Origin of the sequence: Herbidospora yilanensis, from assembly GCF_001570565.1 — a bacterium.
Classification (GTDB): Bacteria; Actinomycetota; Actinomycetes; order Streptosporangiales; family Streptosporangiaceae; genus Herbidospora; species Herbidospora yilanensis.
In genome coordinates, this window is record NZ_BBXE01000037.1 from 43,940 (window position 1) to 67,921 (window position 23,982).

Genomic DNA, 23,982 nt, shown 5'->3' on the forward strand with positions numbered 1-23,982 from the left:
TCTACAACATTTCGATATCGTCCTCTATTTCGGACCCGGTGTCTCACTTGGTGGACGCATCGGTGGTCGAGAGGATGGCCGGGATCATCGCCCGGGCGCCGCGCGGACGGTCGGCCCTCGACCACGTGTCGGCCACGCCCGAGACCGTGGTCAGGCGGGCCCTGCTGCTGGGCGCGCGGTTCTGGCTGCCCGGTTCGCGGCTGCTCTGCGTGGGCGACCACGACCTCACGTCGCTGGCGGTCCGTCTCATCCACCCCGAGGTCGAGGTCATGGTCGTCGACGTCGACGACCGGATCCTGGCCTACATCGACGAGCAGGACCTCGGGGTCACCACCCGCTGGGCCGACCTCCGGCTGGGCCTGCCCCCGTCGGCCCGGGGCTGGGGCGATCTGGCGATCACCGACCCGCCCTACACCCCCGACGGCGTCGGCCTCTTCGTCGCCCGGGGCCTGGAGGGCCTGCGCGACCGCGACGAGGGCCGGGTCCTGCTCGCCTACGGCGCCTCCGAGCGCACCCCGATGCTGGCCCTGAAGGTCCAGCACGCCCTGGCCGACCTGCAACTCCTCAACGAGGCGATCTACCCCGACTTCAACCGCTACGACGGCGCCGAGGCGATCGGCAGCGCGGCCGACCTCTACGTCCTGCGGCCGACCACCAAGAGCTGGCCCGCCGTCGCCTCCCGCGTCGACCGCCTGGCCACCGCGATCTACACCCAGGGCCCGCAGGCAGTCGAATCGGCCAAGGCCGCGCCCCCCGACCTGGGCGACTACGCCCCCGACCTGCTCGTGGGCGACTGGCCCCGCGACCTGCTCCCGGGTGTGCCCCGGGTCCGCCTCTCGACCTGGCTGGCCAAGCCCTACGCCGCGCAGCTCTCCCGGGTGGCGATCCACGCCCCCGGCCTGGAGGCCGCCCTCCCGCGCCTGGTGCTCGCCGCCCGCGACGCCGAGGTCCGCGTCTTCGGCACGTCCTCTCCGGTACGGCTCCCGCCCGCCCCCGACGCCGTCACCCGCCGGATTTTCGCGGGCAGCCACGGCAAGGTCGCCAACGCCTGGCGCGAGGGCCTGGTCGCCGAGCTCGGCCTGACGAAGAACCAGGCCAGGGCGCGCGTCCCGGCCTGGGCCGGCGCGACGGCCCTCGAACTCCCGCTCCACCGCCTGACCGGCCTCGCCGCGGCGGTCGCCCGCAGCCTAGAGGGCGAGGATCCGGGCCTGGACGAAGCGTGAGGCCAGGTCGAGGGCGGCCAGCGGCTCGGCCAGGTCGGGCCTGACGTCTGGCTGGGCGTCTGGCTGGGCGTCGCCCTCGGCCGACACCCAGCTCACCGACACGAAGTGCCCCATCGCCCTGACCATCGCGGTGCCGGCCCGTTCGGAGCCCAGCGGCGTCAGGAACAGCTCCTCCCGGAACCGGTGGACCAGCGCGTCGGCCTGCGCCACGTCGCCCAGGTTGAACACCGCCACCTGCCCGACCAGCTCGGGCCCCCGGAACAACCCCCGCACCACCTGGGTGCACCCGTCGACGTCGGCGGCCACGGCCGCGCCGCAGTCGGCGGTCAGGGTGACCGACTCCTTCTTCATGACGCCGAGAGCGGGAGCCGGGAAGACCTCCTGCTCGGTCAGCGGCGCGGCGTCGACCCGCTGCTGCGCGATCGGCGCGTAGATCGCCGAGCTGATCTCGGCCCGGACGGTCCCGGGCCGGGCGACGTCTTCGGCGCCGGAACACCCGGCCAGCGCCATCGCGAGCACCGGCGCCAGCATCGGCGCGGCCCGCATCATCAGTCCCACCCTCACCGCACCATCATGACGGGGATCGGGGCGCGGGAGGGCGGACATCTCGAAAGGCGGACACCGAGCGTGGGCGGACGGTGCCATTGGGTGCTCAGCCGGCCGGGACCCCGGTCACCGCGACCACCCGCCGGTAGACGACCTTCTCCGCCTCGCGGACCGCCAGGCCGAGGGTCACCATGTCGTCGGTGTCTTCGGGACGTTCCCCGTCGGCGCGGCCGATCCAGACCAGGCCCAGGTAGTGGCCCATGGCGTGGCCGCTGGCCTCGGTGAAGCCGGTCAGCGCCGGCTCGGCCGACGGCAGCGGCAACAACCAGCCGCCCCGGTAGAGGTTGGAGATCTCCTGGACCAGTTCGCCGGAGGCGGTCGCCGACTCCAGGTTGAACAGGGCGTACTGGGCGACGTAGCGGCCGTCGGAGCTGGTGAACTGGGCGCGGGCGGCCTGGGTGCAGCCGGCCGTCGCCAGGGCCTCGGTCAGCGCCCGGCCCCAGACGGCGCCGGCGCAGTCGGCGTCGAGCACCCGCTCGCCCAGCCTCAGCGTGATCTTGCCGGCCTTCAGGGTCTTGGTGGTGAAGACCTCTTCGACGGTCAGCGGCTTCGCGTCGGCGGCGCGGTCGGCGATCGGCGCGAACTGCTTCAGCGACGGCCACGCCCGGTAGGCCGACGGCCGGGCCTGGCCCAGCGGCGCACTCGACAGTTGCTCGGGCGTCGGGTCTTCGTCGAACGCCTCGACCACGAAAACCAGCACGAACGCCATGAGCAGGATGCCGACGACCGAGGCCAGGACCGCCAGGATCTTCTGCTGGCCGCCGGTGAGCCCCCATTCGGCCAGCTTGACGCTGCCCCAGGTGTCTTCGGGCGCCGGACGGCGTTTGGCGCGGGAGGACTTGGCGGGGGTCACAGGCCGCTCGCTCCGATCAGCGACCCCAGTCCCCAGGTCAGCGCGGCGGCGATCCCGCCGACCAGAAGCTGGCGCAGGCCGGTGAACCACCAGCTCCGCGCGGTCACCCGGGCCACCAGCGCGCCCGCCCCGAAGAGCGCCACCATGGACAACACGGCCGACGACCAGAGGGAGGTCACCCCGGCCAGGTAGGGCACCAGCGGGATCACGGCGCCGACGGCGAACGACAGGAACGACGACAACGCGGCGGTCACCGGCGACGGCAGGTCGTCGGGCCGCACGCCCAGCTCGTTGAGGGTGTGCACTTCCAGGGCCTGTTCGGGGTCGCGGGAGATCTGCCGGGCCACCTCGGCGGCCAGTTCGGGGTCGACGCCGCGCCGTTCGTAGAGGGCGGCCAGCTCGGCCTGCTCCTCTTCGGGGTGGACGGCCATCTCGCGGCGTTCGACGGCGATCTCGGCCTGGGCCAGCTCACGCTGGCTCGCCACCGAGACGTACTCTCCCCCGGCCATCGAGAACGCCCCCGCGGCCAGGCCCGCGGCGCCCGCGAGCGCGATCACGCGGGTGTCGGCCGTGCCGCCGGCCACGCCGGCGATGAGCGCGAAGTTCGACACCAGGCCGTCCATCGCGCCGAACACCGCCGGACGCAGCCAGCCACCCGTGACGTCGCGGTGGTTGTGGTGGGAGGGGAGTTCCGGGCCGGCGGCGCCGGTCATCTCTGACCGGCCTCCTCGGCCTTCTCCGTCTTGTCGTCGGGGGCGGCGGTCTCATCCGGCTCGCCGCGGGTCTCGTTCTCGTGGTCGTCGGCCTGGTCGTGGAGGTGGGCCGGGTCGGCCTCGGCGCCCTCGGACACCGGCGAGAGCCCGCCCTCGGGCACGATGACCTCTTCGGTGGTCTTGTTCCTGGTCAGCCAGAAGTAGGCCAGCGCGCCGAGGAACAGCACGATGGAGGTCCACTGGTTGAGGCGCATGCCGAGGATCTCGTGGGCCGGGTCGACCCGCAGGCCCTCGATCCAGAAGCGGCCCAGGGTGTAGCCCATGACGTAGAGGGCGAACAGGCGGCCGTGGCGCAGCGTGAAGCGCGACCCGACCAGCAGGAGCAGGCCCGCCACCGCGAAGTTCCAGAGCAGCTCGTAGAGGAACGCCGGGTGGTAGGTCAGCGCGCCGGGCACGGTGCCGGGGCGGCCGGGTTCGATCTCCAGGCACCAGGCGTAGTCGCAGGGACCGCCGAAGAGCTCCTGGTTGAAGTAGTTGCCCACCCGGCCGATGCCCTGGGCGATCAGGATGCCGGGTGCGACGGTGTCGGCGACGGCCGACAGGGAGATGCCGCGCCGGCGGCAGGCGATCCAGACGCCGACGGCGCCGAGCGCGACCGCCCCCCAGATGCCGAGGCCGCCCTTCCAGATGAAGAAGATGTGGTACCACTCGTTCTCCGCGTCAGCTCCGAAGTAGAGCTGATTGTCGGTGATGACGTGGTAGAGACGGCCGCCGACCAGGCCGAACGGGACCGCCCAGACGGCGAGGTCGGTGATCGTGCCGGGCAGGCCGCCACGGGCGCGCCAGCGGCGCTCGCCGAGCCAGACGGCGACGACGACGCCCAGCACGATGCAGAGCGCATAGGCCCGGATGGGAAGGGGTCCGAGGTACCAGACACCCTGCGACGGGCTCGGGATCGAGGCGAGGGGCATGTCACAGGACGTTACCGCCTCCGAGGCGCACTCGCGCACCCTCGTCACCAATGAGCCCGTCTCAGGTTGATCACCCCATCCTCAAGCGTCACTTGCCGGCCGCGAGCACGGCCTGCCGGAGCTTGTTCGGCACGAAGGCCACGTTGGAGTCGAGGTCCTTGCCGTTCAGCTTGAGCGTGGGCGTGCCGGTGATCTTCTGGGCGTGGATCACCTTCTCGGACTGGGTGAGCTGGGTCTGGGCGTATTTCTGGGAGGTCACGCACTTCTCCCAGTCGGGCGCCGTGATGCCCGCCTCCTTGCCCCAGGCGACCAGGTCGGTCAGCGCGAAGCCCTCGACGGTCTCCGACGGCTGCTCCTTGAAGAGCCGGTCGTGGAAGGCCGGCCAGCGCGAGCCGTCGGTGACGCAGCGGGAGGCCGCCCCGGCGCGGACCGAGTTGGACTTGGTCGGCTCCATCGAGAAGATCGTGATCGGATGGAAGACGACCTTGGCCTTGCCCTCGGACGCCAGGTTCTTGATCGTCGGCCCCGACGACTCCTCCAGCGCCTTGCAGGCCGGGCACTGGAAGTCCTCGTAGACGTCGAGCACCGGCGCGGTCACCCCCGGCCGGGCCATGGTGACCGTTCCGTCGGCGTTGACGGTGGTCGGGGCGAGTTCGGCCGCCGCCGCCTGCTGCTCGGCGGTGTCCCGGGCGGCGGCGTACCAGGCGCCGCCGCCGATGGCCAGGACGGCGATGGTCCCGATGGTGACCATCGTGGCCAGGCGGCGGTGGCGGTCTTTCTTGCGGTCGGCCTGCCGCTGCGCGGCGATCCGTTCCCGGGCCGTCGCCTCGCGTGCGCCTTTGCCCATCAGTGGTTCTCCTTCACTTCATCCAAGTGATCACTCACGCCGGGCTCGTGATCGCCGGACTCCTCCTCGGCGTATGGGCGGGGGGCCAGGCCCAGGGGCGTGTCGAGCGCGAACCGGCCCGGTGTGAACCAGGCGATCCAGCCCGCCAGCACCACCAGCCCGAAGTCGCGGAGCAACTCCGGGAGATACGACGGCTCCTGTCCCTCGGCGAGCGGCCCGCCGCCGCCGAAGCAGCCGCAGTCGATGCGCAGCCCCCGCGCCCACGCCGAGGCGATGCCGATGACGAAGGCGACCATGAGCAGCCCCGCGCCGACCGCCGACAGGCGGGTGAGCAGGCCAAGGACAAGGAGCACTCCGACGACGATCTCCAGCACGGGCAGGCCGTATCCGACGGCCGTGGCGATCCGGTCCGGCAGTAGTTCGTAGGCGCGCACGGCCTGCACCGACAGAGCGGGGGCGCCGACCTTCAGCCACCCCGCGACGATGAGCACGCCGGCGAGCACGAGCCGGGCGACGGTCGTCACCCAGGGTACAACGACGAATGCACTGAGTGACGAACTCTGGCCGCGACGATGCGTTGACACGGAGACTCCTCCCAGGTCCCGGGGCCGCCTACACGGCCACCGGTCCCGAACTTATTGGAGTCCACCCCACCATGACCTCGATAAACACCTGGTAAGGCGAAACCTGGGGGTGGGTATGGGGAGGCCTGACCGGGTAAATCCCACGGCTTTCCCCTCCGTTACGGCTCCGCCAGGCCGGCCCCGACCGCCGCCCTCCTCCTCGCCCCGACCGGCGCCGACCGGCCCCGCCCATGCCGCGTCGCCACGACCCGTCTCGGGCCGAACCCGGCCGGGTGCTCGTGGGGCGGCCCGGCGACGCGGCCGGTCGGCGCCGGATACGGCCGCGGGCCGTGGTCGGCGGTCGGCGCCGGGGTGGGCGGAGCCGTAACGGAAAAGGAGCCGTAACGGAGGAAAGGCCGGTCACCGCGAGGGTGACCGGCCGTTCGAAACGGGAGAGGCTAGCGGCGGACGCCCTCCGCCAGTTCGGCGGCGAGTTCGCGGACGGCCCGGAGGCCCTCCTGCTCGTTCGGCGCGTCGAGGAGGCGGCGGATGAAGGCCGAGCCCACGATCACGCCGTCGGCGTAGGCGGCCACCTCGGCGGCCTGGCCGCCGGTGCCGACGCCCAGGCCCACGCAGACCGGGAGGGCCGTGTGGGGACGGGTGCGCTTGACCAGGCCCTCGGCCGCCGACCCGACCGACTCGCGGGCGCCGGTGACGCCCATCAGCGAGGCGGCGTAGACGAAGCCGGTGCAGCAGTCGGCCACGATGCCGATGCGCTCCTCGGTGGAACTCGGCGCGACCAGGAAGACCGTGTCGATGCCGGCCGAGGCGCTGGCCTCCCGCCACGGGCCCGCCTCTTCGGGGGTGAGGTCGGGGGTGATGGTCCCGACTCCCCCGGCGTCGGCCAGGTCGCGGGCGAAGCGGTCGGCGCCGTAGCGGTCGATGGGGTTCCAGTAGGTCATGACGAGGGTCGCCGCGCCCGACTTGGCCACGCCCTCGACCGTGCGCATCACGTCGGCGATGCGGGTGCCGTTCTCCAGCGCCCGGTGTACGGCGTCTTGGATGGTCGGGCCGTCCATCAGCGGGTCGGAGTAGGGCAGGCCGATCTCGATCACGTCGCAGCCGGCCTCGACCATGGCGGTCGCGGCGGCGATGGCGCCGTCGATCGTGGGGAACCCGGCGGGCAGGTAGCCCACCAGCGCGGCGCGGTTCTCCGCGCGGGCCTTCTCGAAGACCGTGGCAAGTGTCGTCATGGCTGGCTTCCGGCTACAGGTTGAAGTATTTCATCGCGGTCCCCATGTCCTTGTCACCACGACCGGACAGGTTGACCAGGATGGTGGCGTCGGGACCGAGGTCGCGGCCCAGCTTGAGCGCGCCGGCCAGGGCGTGGGAGGACTCGATGGCCGGGATGATGCCTTCGGTGCGGGCGAGCAGGGCGAACGCGTCCATCGCCTCGGCGTCGGTGATGCCGTGGTAGGTGGCGCGGCCGCTGTCCTTGAGCCAGGCGTGCTCCGGGCCGACGCCCGGGTAGTCGAGGCCCGCCGAGATGGAGTGGGACTCGATGGTCTGGCCCTCATCGTCCTGCAGCACGTAGGTGCGGCTGCCGTGCAGCACGCCGATCGAACCCGCCGTCAGCGTCAGGGCGTGTTCGCCGGTCTCCAGGCCCCGGCCCCCGGCCTCGTAGCCGTGGAGCCGCACGCCCTCGTCTTCGATGAAGGCGTGCATGATGCCGATGGCGTTGGAGCCGCCGCCGACGGCGGCGCAGACCGCGTCGGGCAGCTTGCCGGTCAGTTCGAGGACCTGGCGACGGGCCTCGACGCCGATGATGCGGGCGAAGTCGCGGACGATGCCGGGGAACGGGTAGGGACCGGCGACCGTGCCGAACAGGTAGTGGGTCGAGTCGACGTTGGTGACCCAGTCGCGGAACGCCTCGTTGATGGCGTCTTTCAGGGTCTGGCTGCCGTTGGTGACGGGCACCACCCGGGCGCCGAGCAGCTTCATGCGGGCCACGTTGAGGGCCTGCCGCTCGCAGTCGACGGCGCCCATGTAGATGACGCACTCGAGACCCATCAGGGCGGCGGCAGTCGCGGTGGCGACACCGTGCTGGCCCGCGCCGGTCTCGGCGATGACGCGGCTCTTGCCCAGTCGCTTGGTCAGCAGGGCCTGGCCGAGCACGTTGTTGATCTTGTGGGCGCCCGTGTGGGTCAGGTCTTCGCGCTTGAGCAGGATGCGGGCGCCGCCCGCGTGCTCGGCGAACCTCGGCACCTCGGTGATCGTCGTCGGACGACCGGCGTAGGTGCGCAGCAGGTGGTCGAACTCGCGGATGAAGGCCATGTCGGTGCGGGCCTTCTCGTATTCGGCGGCCACCTCGTCGAGGGCCGGGATCAGCGCCTCGGGCACGAAGCGCCCGCCGAACACGCCGAACTTGCCCCGTTCGCTGACGTCGCCGGCGGAACCGGCGCCGGTGAAGTCGGCGGGGGTGATGAGGGTGCCCTCAGAGATGGACATGGACGAGTCTCCGGTCACGACTGCCGTTCTTGGCGGGACGAAGGATGGGCGCCCGCGGTGACCAGGTCGTTCACCGCCGAACGCGGGTCTTTGCCGGTCACGAGGCTCTCGCCGACCAGCACCGCGTCGGCGCCGGCGCGGGCGTAGGCGAGCAGGTCGTGCGGGCCGCGCACACCCGACTCGGCGACCCGGATGACGCCCTCGGGCACCTTCGGGGCGAGCCTGGCGAAGACGTCGCGGTCGACCTCGAGCGTGCGCAGGTCGCGGGCGTTGATGCCGATGAGCTTGGCGCCCGCGTCGACCGCGCGCGCCAGCTCCTCTTCGGTGTGGACCTCGACCAGCGGGACCAGCCCGATCGACTCGGCCCGCTCGATCAGCGAGACCAGGGCGTTCTGGTCGAGCGACACCACCATCAGCAGGGCCAGGTCGGCGCCGTGGGCGCGGGCCTCCCAGAGCTGGTAGGCGGTGACGATGAAGTCTTTGCGCAGGATCGGGATGTCGACGGCGGCGCGCACGGCCGCGAGGTCGTCGAGGCTCCCGCCGAAGCGCCGGCGCTCGGTCAGCACGCTGATGACGTGGGCGCCGCCGGCCTCGTAGTCGACGGCCAGCGCGGCCGGGTCGGCGATGGCGGCCAGCGCACCCTTGGACGGGCTCGACCGCTTGACCTCGGCGATGACCGAGACGCGGTCGCCCTTCAGGGCTCCGTAGACGTCACGCGGAGTGGGTGCGCGCCGGGCGCGCTCCTTGAGCTCATCGATCGACACGGCCTTCTGCCGCTCGGCGAGGTCTTCGCGGACGCCCTCGAGGATGTCGTCGAGAACCGTCATCGGACCTCACCGCCCTTGCTGGCTCGTTCGCTCACGTGCTCCGGATCCCTCCAGGTCGACTGCGTCCTGCCGATGGTATCGGCCTTGCCGACGTCGGCCCGCCATCGGGTGCCGGTCACGGAGCGAGGAAAGCGCCGTACGGCGTATTGCGGAAAACCCCGAACAACAAGGCCAGTGCGACGAACGACCAGACGGCCACGGGTGCCGTCAGGCGGGTCCGCAGTGGCCTCTGCCGCCAGGCGGACGAGAGCCACTTCGCCCACAGGTACACCAGGAACGGGGCGACCGCAACGAACAGCGGGTTGAACGACAACGCGCCGCCCACATCGAGGCGGGTCAGCGCGTGGACCGCGCGCAGCCCGCCGCACCCCGGGCAGTAGAAGCCGCTGACCAGCAGGAACGGGCACGGCGGAAAGTGGCCGGGCCGCGACGGGTCGACGACCGCGACGAAGACGGTCGCCGCCGCGAGCAGGCCGCCGACCGCGGCCGGGAGCACGACCGCGGCGGTTCTGGAGGTCATCGCCCCAGGGTAGGTCAGCCAGGGTGGCTCAGGAGGTGGGGAACGCCGTGGGCCAGTCGCTGATCGTGTCGCCGTATTCCTGGGCCGCCCCGGCGATGCCCACCAGAGTGAGGATGGCGGCGCCGAAGACCAGCCAGAGGATCACCCACAGGCCGATGGTGATGTAGGAGGTCACCAGACCGGCCACCGCGAGACCGTGGCCGTCTTCGCCGCTGCTCTTGATGCGGCTCAGCGACATGTGGCCGAAGATCACGCCCAGGATCGCGGTCACGCCGCAGAAGACCAGGCCGATCAGGCCCATGATGAGCGAGGCGACGGCCAGGCCGTTGGTGGGCCGGGGGGCGGCGTAGCCGTAGCCCGGCTGCGCGTAGCCCTGGTCGTAGCCGGGCTGCTGGTAGCCCTGCTGATAACCCTGCTGGTATTGCTGGCCGTAGCCGTAGTCGGGCTGGCCGTAGCCCCCCGCGGGCTGGGTGTTCTGCGTCCCATAGCCGGGCTGACCGTAGCCGGGCTGCTGGGGCTGGCCGGGTTGCTGCGGATAGCCGCCGCCCTGGCCGTAGTCCGGCTGCTGACCGTAACCCGGGTAGTCGTTACCCCGGTCCCCCGAGTCGCCGGGCTGGTTCCCGTAAGTCATGCGACGACTGTAGCGACGGGGGCCGACATCCCCATCAAATCAGGGCAACCTGAGGACAAGTTGTAATCAGGTGGGATCGTCTCCGCGATCGATGGCATCCCACATCGACCGCTCCGACGGAGGCTTGCCGCGATCGGCGCGGTCGTAGCGCGACGACATGCCCGGCCAGCTCTTCCCGGCGACCGCCGCCCACAGGCCGCTCACGACCAGCAGCAACCCGCCCAGGCCGGTGAGCCAGGGCCACACGGTGACGTTGACGGACGCGCCGGGCAGATCGGCCGCCTCCAGCAGCAGCATGTCGTCGAACACCCGCGTCATCCCGACCACGGCCGCGCCCCCGCAGATCGCCACCAGCACGCCGACGACCTGCCGGAAGACGCCCTTGGTCGCGAGCACGGCCACACACCCCGCCAGCGCCGCCAGCACGACCGGCGTGACCACCGGCGCGACGTCGGCGCCGGAGACGTCGTGGACGGTCTCGGGGCTGGCCGGCCCGGTGGGCGCGAGCAACTGCGCCCACACCCGGCCGCCCGCGAACAGGGCGAGCGCCCCGGCGGCCACGCTGAGAACCAGCCAGGCGTAGAGCGCGCGGCGGTTCATGAACCCTCGATCACCGGAAGCACGTCGTCATCGAAGCAGGTGCGGGTGCCGGTGTGGCAGGCGGGGCCACGCTGGTCGACCTTGAGCAGGATGGTGTCGCCGTCGCAGTCGAGCGCGGCGTGCCGGACGTACTGCACGTTGCCCGAGGTCTCGCCCTTGACCCAGTATTCGCCCCGGCTGCGCGACCAGTAGGTGGCCCGGCCGGTGGTGAGCGAGCGGTGCAGCGCCTCGTCGTCCATCCAGGCGAGCATCAGCACCTCACCGGTGTCGTGCTGCTGGACGACGGCGGGCACCAGCCCGTCGCCGGTCCGCTTGAGACGGTCTGCGATCTTCGGGTCCAGGGACATATGACCATTCTGCCGCAGCGACCAGCGACGACGGCAAATCCTTGATCGACGCGCGCGGCTAGCTCCGGGTGGCGCCGGCCCACGAGGCGTGCAGGTCGGCGTAGACGCCCGGCTCCTTGAGCAACTCGGCGTGGGGGCCGCGCTGCACGATCTCGCCACGGTCGAAGACGAGCACCTCGTCGGCCGCCTCGGCCGTCGACAGGCGGTGGGCGATCGAGACGGCCGTGCGGCCGCGGGTGACGCCGTCGAGGGCGCGGGCGATGCGGACCTCGGTGGCCGGGTCGACCGCCGAGGTCGCCTCGTCGAGCAGCAGCAGGTCGGGGTCGGCGAGGTAGGCCCTGGCCAGGGCGACAAGCTGGCGTTCGCCCGCCGACAGCGACTCGCCGCGCTGGCCGACCGCCGTCTGGAGGCCGCCCGGCAGGCCGTCGAGCCAGTCGGCCAGGCCGAGCTCGGCCAGCGCCCCGGCGATCTCGTCGTCGGTGGCGCCGGGACGGCCGAAGCGGATGTTCTCGGCCAGGGTCGAGTCGAACAGGAAGCCGTCCTGCGGCACCATCACGATGCGCTCGCGCAGCGACGCGAAGCGCAGGTCGCGCAGGTCGACGCCGTCGACCGTGACGCGGCCCTCGACCGGGTCCATCAGGCGGGTCAGCAGCTTGGCGAAGGTGGTCTTGCCCGAGCCGGTCTCGCCCACCACCGCGACCCGTCGGCGCGGCGGGATGACCACGTCGACGCCGCGCAGGACGGGCGGGCCGTCGGGGTAGGCGTAGCCGACGTTCTCGAACGCCACGGTGATCGGGCCGCGCGGCTGGGTGACGCCCTCTTCGCCCGGGTCGGCGACGTCGGCCGGGGTGTCGAGCACGCTCAGCACGCGGCGCCAGCCGGCGATGGCGTTCTGGGCCTCGTTGAGCACCTCGGTCGCGGTCTGCAGCGGCGCGATGAACAGCGTGATCAGGAACAGGAACGCCACCAGGCGGCCGGGGGTGATCGAGCCGCCGACGCCGAGCAGCACGCCCACGACGACCACCCCGGCGATGGCGATCGAGGCGACCAGCTCGGTGATCGGGAAGGTGAAGCCGATGATCTTCTGGGCGCGGGTCTGCGCGGCCCGCTGGGCGTCGACGGCGGCGTCGATGCGGGTGGCCGTGCGCTCCTCGGCGCCGTGGGCGCGGATCACCGCGCTGCCGACGACCGACTCGCTGATCGCGGCGAGGGTGTCGCCGGTGCGCTCGCGCACGGTCAGGTAGTTGCGGGCGACCATGCGCTGGAACTTCGGCAGCGCGAAGACCAGCGGCAGGAACAGCCCCCACACGAGCAGGGTGAGCTGCCAGGAGTAGACGGCCATCAGCACGGTCGCGATCACGAGCTGGCCGCTCGCCACGATGATCAGCAGGCCGCCCCACTGCATGAAGGTGCTGATCTGGTCGACGTCGCCGGTGACCCGCGACACCAGGGCGCCCCGGCGCTCGGTGTTCTGGGTCAGCACCGACAGGTCGTGGACGTGGCGGAACGCCTTGCCGCGCAGCGTCGCCAGGCCCGACTCGGTGGCCCGGTAGAGCCGCACGTTCATCGCGTAGCCCGCCAGCGCGGTCAGCAGGATCGCGGCCGCGCAGGCCAGCACGGCGTCGCGGATGAACGGCAGGTCGGGCGAGGAACCGCTAAGCCCCTGGTCGATGACCTGCTGGATGGCGATCGGGACGATCACCTTGCCCACGGTGGCCAGGATCGCCAGCACGAGGGTGACCCCGAGGCCGCGGCGGAACTCCGGCGACAACCGCATGCCGTGGCGGATGGTCTCGAGCGCGCCGCGCTCGACGTTCTGGAGCGTCTGGGTGGTCACTGTGTTGGTGGTCACTGTGTTGGTCGTCACGGGGCCACGGCCTCCTCTTCGAGGGCCGCGTTCTCGGCCTCCTGACGTTCGTAGGCCGTCACGAGCTCGCGGTAGCCGGCGCAGCGGGCCAGCAGCGTCTCGTGGGGGCCGTGGTCGGCGACGGAGCCGTTCTCGACGTAGACGACGTCGTCGGCCAGGGAGATCGTGGCCATGCGGTAGGCGATCACGATGACGGTGGCGTGCTGGTCGCGCAGGCCGAACAGGATGCGCTTCTCGACCTGGGGATCGACGCTGGAGGTGGCGTCGTCGAGGATCAGCAGCCGGGGTTCGCGGGCCAGCGCGCGGGCCAGCGCGAGCCGCTGGCGCTGGCCGCCCGACAGGGTGGTGCCGCGCTCGCCGATCTTGGTGTCGAGGGCCTCGGGCAGGGCGCTGACGAACCCGTCGGCCTGGGCCAGCCGCAGCGCGGCCCACACCTTCTCGTCGGGGACGTCGGCGCCGAGCGTGATGTTGCCCCGGACGGTGTCGTCGAACAGGAACGTCTGCTGCGGCACGAGGGACACCGCGCCGCTCACGCCGTCGCGCTCGACCTCACGCAGGTCGACGCCGTCGATCGCGACCACGCCCTCGTCGGGGTCGACCAGGCGGGCCAGCAACTGGGTCAGGGTGGACTTGCCCGAGCCGGTGGGGCCGACCACGGCGACCGTGCGGCCCGGCTCGACGGTGAAGCCGACGTCGCGCAGCACCGGCACGCCGGGCTCGTAGGCGAAGGAGACGCCGGTGACGGCCAGCTCCGCGGGGCGGTCGGCCGGGAGCCGGGCGGAGCCGTGGACCATGGCCCCCTCGGCGCGCAGCACCTCCTGCACCCGGGTCCAGCCCACGACGGAGCGGGGCAGTTCGCCCAGCACCCACCCGAGCGCCCGAACCGGGAAGGAGAGCAGCGTGAACAGGTAGGACACCTGGATCAGCTCACCGGCGGTGACGTCGCCGGAGGCGAGGCGGTAGGAGCCGAACAGCAGCACGGCCAGCACGCCGAGCGTCGGCAGCGCCTCCAGCAGCGGGTCGAACATGCCGCGCACCCGCCCGGCGGCGATGTTGGCGTCGCGCAGCGCGGCGGCCCTGTCGTCGAACCGGGCCGCCTCGGCGTCTTCGCGGCCGAGGGTCTTGACCACGAGCGCGCCCTCGAAGCTCTCGTGGGCGACCTCGGACACCGCCGCCCGCAACTCCTGCGCCCGCGTCGCGAGCGGGGTGAGTTTGCGCTGGTAGACGAGGTTCAGCAGGGCGATCGCCGGAAAGATCAGGAAGCCGACCACGGCGAGCACGGGATCGGTCAGCACGATCGCGACGGCGGCGGCGACCAGCATGACGATCACGCCGACCGCCATCGGCAGCGGCGCGAGCGGCCCCCAGGCGGCCTCGGCGTCGGAGCTGGCGTTGGACAGCAGTTGGCCGGTCGGGTGGCGGTGGTGCCACGACAGCGGCAGGCGGAGGAACTGCCGCCCCAGCGACCGCCGGAAATGCGCCTGCATGCGGTATTGGTGGATGCCGGCCATGATGCGCCGGCCCATCACCCCCAGCGCCTTGAACACCGCGACCCCGACGATCAGCGTGGCCGCCAGCGCCAGCGCTCCCCCGGTGGCGTCGCCGTCGCGGAAGGCCGGCAGCACGGCGTTCTCGGTCGCCCAGCCCAGGGCCCACGACGACAACACGGTCGTCACGCCGTAGACGGCGCTGGACAGGACCGCGCCCGTGAAGATCTTCGGTTCGGTCCGGACCGCGTGACCGATGACGCGGAACCCCTGGCGCATGACCGCGGATGACACCTTGTCGGGCACTCGGGGTTTCCTTCCGTTCGGGTGGTTCAGGATCCGACCATACAAACGACGGCCGACAGTTCGGATCGGACCAAGGTCTGACCGGGGGGCGGGCCCATGGGCGTAGGGCCGGCAAAGCCCACGTGGGGAAATCACGACGATCACCGCTCTTATTCCCGGCGGCGGGGTGCTTAGGGTTGAGCCATGAGTTACGCCCGCGCGGAACGTGCCGCCATCACCGAACTGCTCGACGATCTGGGGCCGTTCGCGCCCACCCTGTGCGAGGGGTGGGAGACCGCCGACCTCGCCGCCCACCTGGTCGTGCGGGAGCGGCGGATCGACGCCGCCGCCGGGATCGCGGTCAAGTTCCTGGCGCCCTACACGCGGAACGTGCAGGCGCAGGTGCGGGCGCGTCCCTACGCCGAGGTGGTGAACGAGGTCCGGCAGGGCCCGCCCCTGTGGACGCCCTACGGCCTGATCCCCGGCCTCGACTCGGCGGTGAACACGATCGAGTTCTTCGTCCACCATGAGGACGTGCGGCGTGCCCAGGCGGGCTGGGAGCCCAGGGAACTGCCCGCCGACCTCGACGACCTGCTGTGGAAGCGGGTCGCCGCCGGGGCCCGGGTGTTCTTCCGCAAGTCGCCGGTCGGGGTGGTGCTGCGCCGGGCCGGGACGGGCCAGAAGGCGGGGGCGAAGATGTCCGACCCGGCCGTGGTCGTGACGGGGCCGGCGCAGGAGCTGCTGCTGTTCGCGTTCGGGCGGCAGGACCACGCGCGGGTGGCGCTCGACGGGGAGCCGTGGGCGGTGGAGAAGCTGATGGGGGCCCGGCTGGGCATGTGAGGAACGGGCCGGCTCCGGTCAGCGCAGCAGGTCGAGGACGGCCTGGCCCGCTTCGTGGTCGCGTTCCGCCGCCCGTGGTGTGACGGCGGCGCGGACCCCCGCCGTGATCTTCCGGTGCGCGGCGCCGACGACACGGTCGGTCGTGCCGGCCCTCTGGTAGGTCTCCGGGTCGCGGGCGAAGGCCAGGGCGGCCGACGCGAGCAGGGTGCGGACGTTCGACCGGGGATCGGGGGCCATGCGCAGGAGCAGCGCGCTCGCCTGGCGGTCGGCCAGGTCGCGGTCGAAGGTGAGGATCTCGTCCAGGCGACGGCCGCCCAGTTCCGGATAGGGGCCCGCGGTCAGCGCCCGCGCCACCTCGGCGGCCCGCGTCCTGACGGCGCCGCCGAGGACCGCCCTGACCACGTCGAGCCGGATCTCCGGGGGCGGGTACGCCCCCGCGCCCGTGCCGCCCGATCCGGTGTCGAGGAAGTCGGACAGGGCGCTGAGGTAGCCGGGGCCGGTGGCGAGGGTGGCGTACACGTCGGCGAAGACCTCTCCGAGCCATCGCTGCCAGTCGGGGCCCGATCCGGCGATCAGCCTCTGGAGCGTCGGGGTCAGGCCGAGGTCGGTCTCGACCAGGTGACCCACCTCGTGGGCGATGACCAGGGCGTCGGGGAGGTGGCGGAGGTGGAACCACGGGACGCCGATCAGCGGGACGGGGAGTCGCTCCACGACCCGGCGGAGGGTGCCCTGGGGTTTGGCGATCAGCTCGGCGGCGTAGTCGGAGCCCCGGGCGATGGAGAAGGGTTCCGCCGACCGGTCGAGGAAGACGAACGGCGGTTCCCTCCACCGGGGGGCGTACGTCCGGACCGGTTCGTAACACTCCCAGGCGAGTTCGTCGGCGACCGTCAGGTAGTCGGCGAAGACGTCGGCCAGGCGGAGGGCGAACTTGGCGCGGAAGTAGTCGAGAACGTCATGGGTGCGGATCAGGAGGTGTTCCGTCGCCGTCCACGGATCCCCCGAGTCGGCCCTGCCGGTGAGGTGGTCGACGGCGACCTGAAGGGCGGCCGTGATGGCCGCGATCTGGGTGTGGTGCTTCTCCAGACGGGCGCCCGGGGCCGACAGGGAACGCCAGGCGGCGAGTTCGGCCGCCAGGCCGGCGATCTTGGCGTGCAGTTCGACCACGCGGCGGCTCATCGGAACCCGGGCATGTCGGCGGGGCGCACGTTGGAGAAGAGCGCCGTGGCGGCGAAGGCGTAGGCGTCGTCCTCCGAGGCGATCTCGTGGCTCTGGATCCGCTGCCACAGTCCCGCCGTCGCCGACCCCGCCGCCACGGAGAACGCCACGTCGGTGATCGCCACCGAACGGGTCAGGCCGGGCGCCGGGCCGAGGGCCAGCACCGTGACGGGGAAGGTGACGCGCGTGATCTCCTGGGCGAACAGGTTGCGGAGCGAGAGCTGCCGCGGGAACTCGGCGCGGTTGGCCGGCGCCAGCACGTCGAGCACGACGAGGGGCGGGCCGCCGCGCAGCCGCCGCAGCGCCTCGTGCAGGTCACCGGGTTCGATCCCGTCGTCTTCGCCGAGGAAGGACAGGGCCGGCACGCCCCGGGCGGTGTCCATCACACCGGCGAGGTGCAGCACGCCGATCTCCCGCCGGCCGAGCGCCTCCAGCGGGGTCCGCGTCCCGGTCGTGAGGTCGCGGTTCCGGTAGACCTCGGCGACCAGGAGCGAACCGGGCAGCCCGCGCGTCCTGGCCGCCCGGACCAGATCGGGCTGAACGATCTGTACGACCGGCTCCCGCCGCCCCGGCGGCTCCTCGACCGGCACGAGCCGGGCCGGCGTCCGGTAGACGCACCTGACGCCGGGATGACGGCCCAGCGTGCGGCCGTCCCAGCCGAGCAGTTCCCAGGGCGCGCCGCCGGCGTCGCCGTCGAGGCGGACGTCGACGGGTTCCCGGGAGTCCTCCAGCCGGTCCCGTAGCCCGGGGAGCAGTCGGTCGCCGAGACCGTCTCTGGCGTGGGGAGCCGTCCAGTCGTCGCCGACGGGCGGGAGCCCGCCGAGGGGCACGACGACTTCCGGTTCGCGATCAGGGGACCTGTCGGTGGCCGGCGGCTCTGAGGCGATGAACTCGCGCTCGATCGCCCGAAGCCTCGCCGACCGCCCCAGATCCCGCCACACCGACATGGCCCGTCGCCGGTGTTCGTGGTCGGGCCGGCCCTGCGAGGCGGCGAGATCGGCCTGGGTCTCCCAGAGGGTGCCGTGCCAGTCCATGGGACGGTCGCCGACGAGTTCGCGGGCCCGGTCGAGCCGGGAGGAGGTCTTCCACTCCGGGTCGATGGGCAGGCGGCGCCGGGCGAGCTCGGCGAGGAAGGCGCCCGTCAGGTCGGGGCCGCCCTGGATCTCCGGGGGTTCCCACTCCCCCGGGCTCGCGGGCCCGATGCGGTTCTTCGCCCGGATCCAGTCGAGCCATACGACGACGTCGGAGTTCGCGAGGCCGAAGACCGCGTCGTCGAGCAGCAGGGCGGCGTCCTCGACGCGGCCGGACACGCGCGCCACCTCCACCGCGAGCAGGTCGAGGCAGGCCCGGTCCTCCCGGTCCCAATCGGCCCTCTCGGCCAGCCACGGGTCGAGGACCACCGCCGACAGATCCACGGGGAGGGTGCATTTCCGCAGCTCCCGCAGCGATTCGAGGCGGAGGCCGAGATCGTCCGTCTGCCGGGCGTACCGGATGAGGTCGCGACCCACGGGCAGTCCGGCCTGGAGCCCGGTCACGGCCGCCCTCACCTGGGCGACGGGGTCGGACGATCCCTTCGCCATTCGCAGGGCGATGCGGACCGCGTCGGCCTCCCTCGCCTGCGCGAGCCGGACGTCCACCCACAGATGGTCCGGATTCAGGACCTCGTCGGAGTTCTCGCCGAGTATCCGCTCGGCGGCCTCGACGTCGCCGGCCACCTCCAGGTGAAGCCGGGCCGTCTCCCGGGTGAGGGCCTTCCGGTCGGCCCCGAGGGTGGCCAGGCGGCGGGCGTGCGTGAGGGCGTCGAGCGCGAGCTGGTACTCCATCAGGTCGCCCAGGGCGCGGGCCCGCACGATCGTCGAACCGGTGTGGTCGGCGGAGACGCGGCCGATCAGCAGGCGGTCGGCGGCGGCCGGCCGGCGAAGCACGATCATGGCCTCGGCGGTGGCGAGCAGCCGGTCGCGTTCCGCGCCGGTCGCGATCCCCGTCTGGGGTTCCCCCGGGAACATGCCGAGCGCGCTCCCGGGCCGGCCGTGCCGGATCAGGAGCCGGGCCAGCTCCGGCAGGTCGCCCGACTCCATCAGGTAGCGGGCCGCCTCGTCGAGGGAACCTCCTCGCGCGGCGATGTCCAGGCCGAGGGCGCGGGCCGTGAACTCGACGCCCCGGCGGTCGTCCCGCTCCTCGGCCCGCGCGTACACCTGCCGCAGTTCCTCCTGGTCGGCGGAGGCGGTCAGGGCCAGGTCGACCTCGGCGGCGGTGTCCTCGTCGAGGTCCTCATCGGCGATCACCAGCAGCTCCGCCTCGGCCTCCTCGTGGCGGCCACGGGCCAGGAGCACCATCGCGGTCAGGGCGTGGTGCATCGGGGACGGCTCCCCCAGCCGCCCCGCCGCCGCGAGGGCGCTCTCGGCCCGGTTCCAGTGGGCCCCGGAGGCGCCGGGCGAGAGGTCACGCCGGGCGGCCTCGATCGCGGCCCGCGCCTGCTCGATGAGGGCCGCGTAGCGGACGTCGTCGTCCCCGGCGTAGATCAGCAGGTCGTCGGCGAGTTCCCCGGCGTGGTCGGCACGGCCGGCGCCCCAGGCGTCGGCGACCAGGGCCCGCCACATCGGCAGGGCGGCCCTGCCCCGGTGCTGGAAGGCGTGGTAGACCGCCTCGGCCGACCAGCGGGCCCAGTGCTCCCGGGCGGCGCGGCGGGTGTAGTGGGCCTCCGCCGACGCGTGCAGGACGGCGAAGACGGGGTGCTCGCGGAGCAGGTCGCGGACCGGGTCGCGCAGGTTCTCGTGGAAGACCAGACGGCCGTCGCCGGTGGGCTGGACCCAGGAGGTCGCCCCCGCGTAGGTCGTCAGCTCCTCCCAGAGGGCCGCCGGGGCGGGCGGGGGCGGGCCGGGGAGGAAGATCTTGGTCTTGCGGTCGGGGCGGGCGTCTTCGGCCGGGTCGTCGAGCACCTTCTCGGCCCGCAGGCCCGCCTCCAGATGGGGCCACAACACGTCGGCGACGAACTCGGCGTCGAGGTGGCGGGGCAGCACCGCGTAGCGGAGCAGCCAGCGCAACCGGTCGTCGGGGATACGTTCCAGGATGCGGTCGAGGCAGTAGAGCAGAGCGGGTTCGCGGGCCTCCTCCACCTCCCGGGCGGTCAGCCCGGGGTTGGCCTCGGCGAGGTCGCCGTACATGGCGAGGGCGAAGGGCAGGCCGCCGGCCCGGCGGACCATGGCGTCGATCAGGCCGGGTCGTGTCACGCCCCGGCGTTCGGTCAGATAACGGGCGGCCAGGTCGTCGTCGAACGGCGGCACCTCGACGGTTTCGGCGTCGGGGAAGGCGGCGGCGAAGCCGGGGAGACGGTCGCGGAGGTCGTACCGGCCGGAGAGGACGACCCGCCCGGACAGGCGCGCGAGCGTCTCGACGAAGGGACGCGGGTCGGCGGCGGGCCTGAGCACGATCTCTTCGAGGGTGTCGAACACGACCACGTGGGCGGGCAGGTCGGCGGCGAAGAAGCGGCGGGTGACGTCGGCCCCGTCGGCGGTCGCGGCGTCGACCTCGGAGAGCAGCGCGGTGTCGGGCACGGCGGCGCGGCTCAGCACCCGCCGCCACCGGTCGTGGTCGCGCAGCAGGTCGAAGAACGGCGCGCCGGGGATCTGCGGCGACAACTGGGCGGCGATCTCCAGCAGCACCAGCCACGGATGGCGGACCGCGTTGACCGGGTCGACGGCGTCGAGGTCGATCCGCGCGATCGGCACGTGGGGCCACTGGGTGAGGCACCAGCGGGCCGTGAACCACCGCAGCAGCATCGTCTTGCCCATCCCGCCGGGCGCGTGCAGGTGGACCGCCGCGGCGTCACCGGTCAGCACGCGCTCAAGAGCGTCTCTGCTCAGGTAGCGGCCGGTCTGGCGGTATTCGGTGGCGTAGGCGGTGCGGGCCGCCAGCCGGGCCTGGAAGGTGGCGTGCGTCTCCGCGATGAGGGGGCTGAGGCCGATCAGGTCGGGCGCGGCGAGGACGTCGAGCGCGTCCTGGCAGGCGACCAGGTCGAAGGCCGAGTCGGCGCGCCGGTAGAGCACGCGGAAGGCGGCGACGGCCCCGCCGGGTGAGACCAGCGCGGTCAGGCGCAGCTCCTCCAGCTCGTCGTCCACCTCGTCGGCGATCCGGCGGGCCGTCTCGCGCATCGCGTCGGGCACTCCGTCTCCCATGACGCGCGCCTCGTCGATCCACCACCGCGACCAGGCCGTCTCCCGGAGCGCCGGGTCGAGCCGGTAGTGTCCCGAGCCGGGCAGCCGCCTGAGCCGCCCGGTCGCGGCCATCTCGGCCAGCGGCGGGCCGTCGCCGCGCAACACCGCGTCGTAGAGCGCCTCGTCGAACCGCTCCGGCAGCGCGCACCGCATCAGCGCACCCCGCACGCCGGACGGCAGCGCGGCGAACAACAACGTGGCGAGATCGGCCAGCCGCCCGACGATCGTGTTCTGCTGCCGGACCAGCTCCCTCAGCACGCCCGGACGGTGGAGCGGCAGCGAGCGGGCGGTCTGGATCAGGATCGCGCAGCACTCCCGGCGCAGCCCGAAGTAGAACTCCGCCAGCGGCCCGGGCAGGTCCGCGGAGAGGTCGGGCAACCCTCGGTCGAGTTCGTCGGCGTCCTCGCCGGAGAGGGGCCCGCGCAGCGAGTCACGCACCCTGCCGACCGCCGCCAGGTGGCCGGGGGCCGGTTCCCGGGGCAGCGCCGGCTCGATCCGGCGGGCCACCGGTTCGGCCATCCGGCCGGCGAGCCGCCGGACGTAGCCCGCCGACAGCCCGCCCTCCTCCTTCCGGGCCGACGCCTCGACGTCGCCGCCGGCCCACAACTCCAGGGCGCCCGAGACCACGGCCTCGGCGAGCGCCTCCACCTCGGCGCTCATGGCCGGCCAGCCGCGATCATGGTGTGGAACATGTGCAGGTGGGACGGCATGAACACCGGCGTGTTGTCCCGGGCCCACTCCGAGGCGTCCTTCCAGCCGCCCTGATAGGGCCGGTTGGCGCGGGCGCCGAACTCACGGAAGATCTCTTCGGTGCGGTCCCGGTCCCACGGCTCGACCGTGAGCCGCTGCGCGCCGTCGGCGAACGCGCCGAGCACCCGTTCGTCGTCCTCCGCGACGATCACGGAGACCCCGCTCAGCCGGCCCTCCGCGACCGGCAGGAGCAGGCCGGGCACCAGGGTGCCGGTCAGTTCCGGCACGAGCGCCAGATGGTCGAGGGCGATCGTCACCCGCCCGGCCTCGGCCAGCAGCCCGCGCAGCGCCTCGAACAGCGCCTCGCGCAGTTGCGGCTCCGCCTCGTTGGCGGCCTCCCACGGGCCCCGGTCGTCCGGCCGGAAGGGCCCCGGCGGAGGCCGCAGGCCGCGTCTCAGGTGGACGAGGTGGTGCCGGAACCTCTCGGCCCCGGCGAGCGGAGGCAGGGCGTCGGCCACCGCGCGGACCACGTCGAGCCACGGCACGTTGCGCCCGTCGCGGAGGGCTTCGGCGTCCACGTACAGGGCCGTGCAGCCGCGCAGCCGCCAGGTGAACACGCACGCCCGGACGAGCGACGACTTGCCCACCTCGGGCCCGCCGCCGACGAGCAGCGCCCGGTAGGGCGGCGCGTCGGAGTCGGCCCCGCCCCACAACCGCCATCGTTCGGCGGCCCGGTCGACCGCCATCGCCACCCCCGAATAGAGCTCGGCCAGGTGGCGCGCCGTGTCGGGGTCGACGCCGAGACTCCACGGCAGCACGTCCTCGGGGGCGTGCCCGACCACCAGCGACGGCGCCTCCCACTCGGGCAGGCCCTCCCTGAACATGACCACGCGGGCGGCCCGGACCGCGTCGCCGACCGTCGCCCCCGACGCGAGCGACTCGTAGAGGTTCTCGGCGAACACCACCGCCGGGGCGGACGCGACGTCGCCCCGCATCGTCACCACGGCGGCGGCGCCGAAGGCGTCGGCGAGGTCCCAGATCGAGGCGGCGGGACCGTAGGCGGTCCGGCAGGCGTTGAGCACGACCAGCCGGGGCGGCTCGGTGATCGCGTTGACGATCCTGTCGGCGGTCACGCCGACGGCGCCCGAGGGGCCGTTGAACTCCAGCATCGGCAGCCCTTCCAGCGGATCGATCCCGCTGTGGCCGACGAAGTGCAGGACGTGCGGCCGCATGTCGTCCATACGCTCGAAGAACTCCCGGGGGGTCGGCTGGTCGAGCACCTCGACGTGCCAGGCGCCGTGGCGGGCGCGCAGCGACCGTCTGATCGCGTCGGCCTCCTCGCGGGCGAGCAGCGCGGGATCGCCGGTGTCGCCGAGCACGATGAGCAGCCGGATCGGCACCAGCACCCCCGGACGGCTCGGCGTCCGCGGTCGCCCGCGCGCCCAGCAGGCCCCCTCGGCGAGGAACGGCCGCCGCCCGTCGGGGGCGATCATCGACTCCCAGGGCAGCGCCCTCAGCTCCTCGTCAACGATGTCGAGGTAGACGGTCCGGGCGGCGTCCAGCGACGGGTCATGGACCAGGTCGTGGAGCGCCCGGCCCAGGGAGCGCCGGCCCTGCGGGGACGCGTCGCCGCCGAGGGCGGACAACCGGGCCGGGTCGGCGTGCCGGAGCAGCCGTTCTCCGGCGTCGTCGACGAGCACGACCGGATGACCGGACGCGCTCCTCGGGCCGACCCGGACGACACTCATCACGCGTTAGGGAACAACCTCCGCGCCAGCGCCGCAAGGTCCGACTCGGCCGCCATCGCCGGCTCCCGGCTGCCCCGCCGCGCGCTCTGCTCCTCGGACGCCAGCACCGCCGACGCCAGCGCCCGCCCGTTGGCCGCGTCGGTCTCCGCCACGGCCGCCCGGTCCTGCGCCTGGACGGCCTCCTGGACGGCGGCGGACGAGCGTCCGACGGCGGTCCCGAAGAGCACCCCGGCCGCCGCGAAGACCAGTGCTTCCAGCCCCTGGAGCAGGAAGACGAGCCGGTCCCACTGCGGGTCGTCGCGCATCAGCACGAGAACCACGAGGGCGGCGACGAACAGGACGATGAGCCCCACACCTAACCAGACCTGCAGCTTGGTGGGCCCTTGGTTCTCCGGCATGTCATCTCGACGCGTCACGCACGGGGCGG

At 72.9% G+C, this 23,982-nt stretch carries 21 protein-coding genes; 2 read left to right on the forward strand and 19 right to left on the reverse strand.

The window, feature by feature from the left end:
• Window positions 1-62 precede the first annotated feature (62 nt).
• A complete protein-coding gene (locus AW273_RS28885) occupies window positions 63-1,223 on the forward strand; it encodes a bis-aminopropyl spermidine synthase family protein (RefSeq protein WP_232327650.1) in 1,161 nt (386 codons plus the stop codon).
• Here AW273_RS28885 and AW273_RS28890 read toward each other — a convergent pair.
• The 15 genes from AW273_RS28890 to AW273_RS28960 all read right to left on the reverse strand — a co-directional run bounded on the left by AW273_RS28890 (window position 1,188) and on the right by AW273_RS28960 (window position 14,842).
• Window positions 1,188-1,787, reverse strand: a complete 600-nt coding sequence (locus tag AW273_RS28890; protein WP_157556263.1) for a hypothetical protein — start codon at window positions 1,785-1,787, stop codon at window positions 1,188-1,190. The two genes, AW273_RS28885 and AW273_RS28890, sit on opposite strands and share 36 nt — an antisense overlap.
• An 88-nt stretch (window positions 1,788-1,875) precedes the next feature.
• On the reverse strand, window positions 1,876-2,682 hold the full coding sequence (locus AW273_RS28895) for a hypothetical protein (protein WP_062354828.1): 807 nt from the start codon (window positions 2,680-2,682) through the stop codon (window positions 1,876-1,878).
• On the reverse strand, window positions 2,679-3,395 hold the full coding sequence (locus AW273_RS28900; RefSeq protein WP_062354830.1) for a VIT1/CCC1 transporter family protein: 717 nt from the start codon (window positions 3,393-3,395) through the stop codon (window positions 2,679-2,681). Before AW273_RS28900 ends, AW273_RS28895 begins: the two co-directional genes overlap by 4 nt.
• Window positions 3,392-4,366: a prolipoprotein diacylglyceryl transferase gene (lgt, locus tag AW273_RS28905; RefSeq protein ID WP_062354832.1), complete on the reverse strand. Its 975-nt coding sequence runs from the start codon at window positions 4,364-4,366 to the stop codon at window positions 3,392-3,394. The genes AW273_RS28900 and lgt overlap by 4 nt, the downstream gene beginning before the upstream one ends.
• An 88-nt stretch (window positions 4,367-4,454) precedes the next feature.
• The gene (locus AW273_RS28910) at window positions 4,455-5,213 is read right to left on the reverse strand and encodes a DsbA family protein (RefSeq protein WP_062354834.1); all 759 of its coding nucleotides are present in this window, start codon (window positions 5,211-5,213) and stop codon (window positions 4,455-4,457) included.
• On the reverse strand, window positions 5,213-5,737 hold the full coding sequence (locus AW273_RS28915) for a MauE/DoxX family redox-associated membrane protein (protein ID WP_232327651.1): 525 nt from the start codon (window positions 5,735-5,737) through the stop codon (window positions 5,213-5,215). The genes AW273_RS28910 and AW273_RS28915 overlap by 1 nt, the downstream gene beginning before the upstream one ends.
• A 497-nt stretch (window positions 5,738-6,234) precedes the next feature.
• Window positions 6,235-7,029, reverse strand: coding sequence for a tryptophan synthase subunit alpha (trpA, locus tag AW273_RS28920; protein ID WP_062354840.1), 795 nt, complete (start codon window positions 7,027-7,029; stop codon window positions 6,235-6,237).
• Between the two features lie 13 nt (window positions 7,030-7,042).
• Window positions 7,043-8,284 carry a tryptophan synthase subunit beta gene (gene trpB, locus AW273_RS28925; protein ID WP_062354843.1) on the reverse strand — a complete coding sequence of 414 codons (1,242 nt, stop codon included), beginning with the start codon at window positions 8,282-8,284 and terminating at the stop codon, window positions 7,043-7,045.
• A gap of 14 nt (window positions 8,285-8,298) precedes the next feature.
• Entirely contained in the window at window positions 8,299-9,111 is an 813-nt protein-coding gene (trpC, locus tag AW273_RS28930; protein ID WP_062354846.1) for an indole-3-glycerol phosphate synthase TrpC, read from the reverse strand.
• A 115-nt stretch (window positions 9,112-9,226) separates the two neighbouring features.
• Window positions 9,227-9,631 carry a DUF2752 domain-containing protein gene (locus AW273_RS28935; RefSeq protein ID WP_062354849.1) on the reverse strand — a complete coding sequence of 135 codons (405 nt, stop codon included), beginning with the start codon at window positions 9,629-9,631 and terminating at the stop codon, window positions 9,227-9,229.
• Window positions 9,632-9,659: 28 nt separating this feature from the next.
• A complete protein-coding gene (locus tag AW273_RS28940; RefSeq protein ID WP_062354852.1) occupies window positions 9,660-10,262 on the reverse strand; it encodes a DUF4190 domain-containing protein in 603 nt (200 codons plus the stop codon).
• A 66-nt stretch (window positions 10,263-10,328) separates the two neighbouring features.
• Window positions 10,329-10,862: a Trp biosynthesis-associated membrane protein gene (locus AW273_RS28945; protein ID WP_062354854.1), complete on the reverse strand. Its 534-nt coding sequence runs from the start codon at window positions 10,860-10,862 to the stop codon at window positions 10,329-10,331.
• Complete coding sequence (hisI, locus tag AW273_RS28950; protein WP_030450267.1) at window positions 10,859-11,209, reverse strand: phosphoribosyl-AMP cyclohydrolase; 351 nt, start codon at window positions 11,207-11,209, stop codon at window positions 10,859-10,861. The genes AW273_RS28945 and hisI overlap by 4 nt, the downstream gene beginning before the upstream one ends.
• A gap of 58 nt (window positions 11,210-11,267) precedes the next feature.
• A complete protein-coding gene (locus AW273_RS28955) occupies window positions 11,268-12,986 on the reverse strand; it encodes an ABC transporter ATP-binding protein (RefSeq protein WP_083950139.1) in 1,719 nt (572 codons plus the stop codon).
• Window positions 12,987-13,072: 86 nt separating this feature from the next.
• Window positions 13,073-14,842, reverse strand: coding sequence for an ABC transporter ATP-binding protein (locus AW273_RS28960; RefSeq protein WP_062355002.1), 1,770 nt, complete (start codon window positions 14,840-14,842; stop codon window positions 13,073-13,075).
• Window positions 14,843-15,052: 210 nt separating this feature from the next.
• Here AW273_RS28960 and AW273_RS28965 point away from each other — a divergent pair, with 210 nt between their 5' ends.
• Window positions 15,053-15,688, forward strand: coding sequence for a TIGR03085 family metal-binding protein (locus AW273_RS28965; RefSeq protein WP_062354857.1), 636 nt, complete (start codon window positions 15,053-15,055; stop codon window positions 15,686-15,688).
• Between the two features lie 18 nt (window positions 15,689-15,706).
• On the opposite strand, the gene AW273_RS28970 is transcribed toward AW273_RS28965, so the two are convergent.
• The 4 genes from AW273_RS28970 to AW273_RS28985 are packed head-to-tail and all read right to left on the reverse strand — an operon-like array spanning window position 15,707 to window position 23,953.
• Window positions 15,707-16,864: a neutral zinc metallopeptidase gene (locus AW273_RS28970; RefSeq protein WP_232327652.1), complete on the reverse strand. Its 1,158-nt coding sequence runs from the start codon at window positions 16,862-16,864 to the stop codon at window positions 15,707-15,709.
• Complete coding sequence (locus AW273_RS28975; protein WP_062354862.1) at window positions 16,861-21,777, reverse strand: hypothetical protein; 4,917 nt, start codon at window positions 21,775-21,777, stop codon at window positions 16,861-16,863. Before AW273_RS28975 ends, AW273_RS28970 begins: the two co-directional genes overlap by 4 nt.
• Window positions 21,774-23,555, reverse strand: coding sequence for a CHAT domain-containing protein (locus AW273_RS28980; RefSeq protein WP_062354865.1), 1,782 nt, complete (start codon window positions 23,553-23,555; stop codon window positions 21,774-21,776). The genes AW273_RS28975 and AW273_RS28980 overlap by 4 nt, the downstream gene beginning before the upstream one ends.
• Window positions 23,555-23,953: a hypothetical protein gene (locus AW273_RS28985; protein WP_062354868.1), complete on the reverse strand. Its 399-nt coding sequence runs from the start codon at window positions 23,951-23,953 to the stop codon at window positions 23,555-23,557. Before AW273_RS28985 ends, AW273_RS28980 begins: the two co-directional genes overlap by 1 nt.
• Between the last annotated feature and the right edge of the window lie 29 nt (window positions 23,954-23,982).

Coding starts and splice junctions, on each gene's coding strand:
- AW273_RS28900 (WP_062354830.1), bottom strand. CDS start 3,395: ATGACCGGCGCCGCCGGCCCGGAACTCCCCTCCCACCACAACCACCGC.
- lgt (WP_062354832.1), bottom strand. CDS start 4,366: ATGCCCCTCGCCTCGATCCCGAGCCCGTCGCAGGGTGTCTGGTACCTC.
- AW273_RS28910 (WP_062354834.1), bottom strand. CDS start 5,213: ATGGGCAAAGGCGCACGCGAGGCGACGGCCCGGGAACGGATCGCCGCG.
- trpA (WP_062354840.1), bottom strand. CDS start 7,029: ATGACGACACTTGCCACGGTCTTCGAGAAGGCCCGCGCGGAGAACCGC.
- trpB (WP_062354843.1), bottom strand. CDS start 8,284: ATGTCCATCTCTGAGGGCACCCTCATCACCCCCGCCGACTTCACCGGC.
- trpC (WP_062354846.1), bottom strand. CDS start 9,111: ATGACGGTTCTCGACGACATCCTCGAGGGCGTCCGCGAAGACCTCGCC.
- AW273_RS28935 (WP_062354849.1), bottom strand. CDS start 9,631: ATGACCTCCAGAACCGCCGCGGTCGTGCTCCCGGCCGCGGTCGGCGGC.
- AW273_RS28940 (WP_062354852.1), bottom strand. CDS start 10,262: ATGACTTACGGGAACCAGCCCGGCGACTCGGGGGACCGGGGTAACGAC.
- AW273_RS28945 (WP_062354854.1), bottom strand. CDS start 10,862: ATGAACCGCCGCGCGCTCTACGCCTGGCTGGTTCTCAGCGTGGCCGCC.
- hisI (WP_030450267.1), bottom strand. CDS start 11,209: ATGTCCCTGGACCCGAAGATCGCAGACCGTCTCAAGCGGACCGGCGAC.
- AW273_RS28955 (WP_083950139.1), bottom strand. CDS start 12,986: ATGCGGTTGTCGCCGGAGTTCCGCCGCGGCCTCGGGGTCACCCTCGTG.
- AW273_RS28960 (WP_062355002.1), bottom strand. CDS start 14,842: ATGCGCCAGGGGTTCCGCGTCATCGGTCACGCGGTCCGGACCGAACCG.
- AW273_RS28965 (WP_062354857.1), top strand. CDS start 15,053: ATGAGTTACGCCCGCGCGGAACGTGCCGCCATCACCGAACTGCTCGAC.
- AW273_RS28970 (WP_232327652.1), bottom strand. CDS start 16,864: ATGAGCCGCCGCGTGGTCGAACTGCACGCCAAGATCGCCGGCCTGGCG.
- AW273_RS28975 (WP_062354862.1), bottom strand. CDS start 21,777: ATGAGCGCCGAGGTGGAGGCGCTCGCCGAGGCCGTGGTCTCGGGCGCC.
- AW273_RS28980 (WP_062354865.1), bottom strand. CDS start 23,555: ATGAGTGTCGTCCGGGTCGGCCCGAGGAGCGCGTCCGGTCATCCGGTC.
- AW273_RS28985 (WP_062354868.1), bottom strand. CDS start 23,953: ATGCCGGAGAACCAAGGGCCCACCAAGCTGCAGGTCTGGTTAGGTGTG.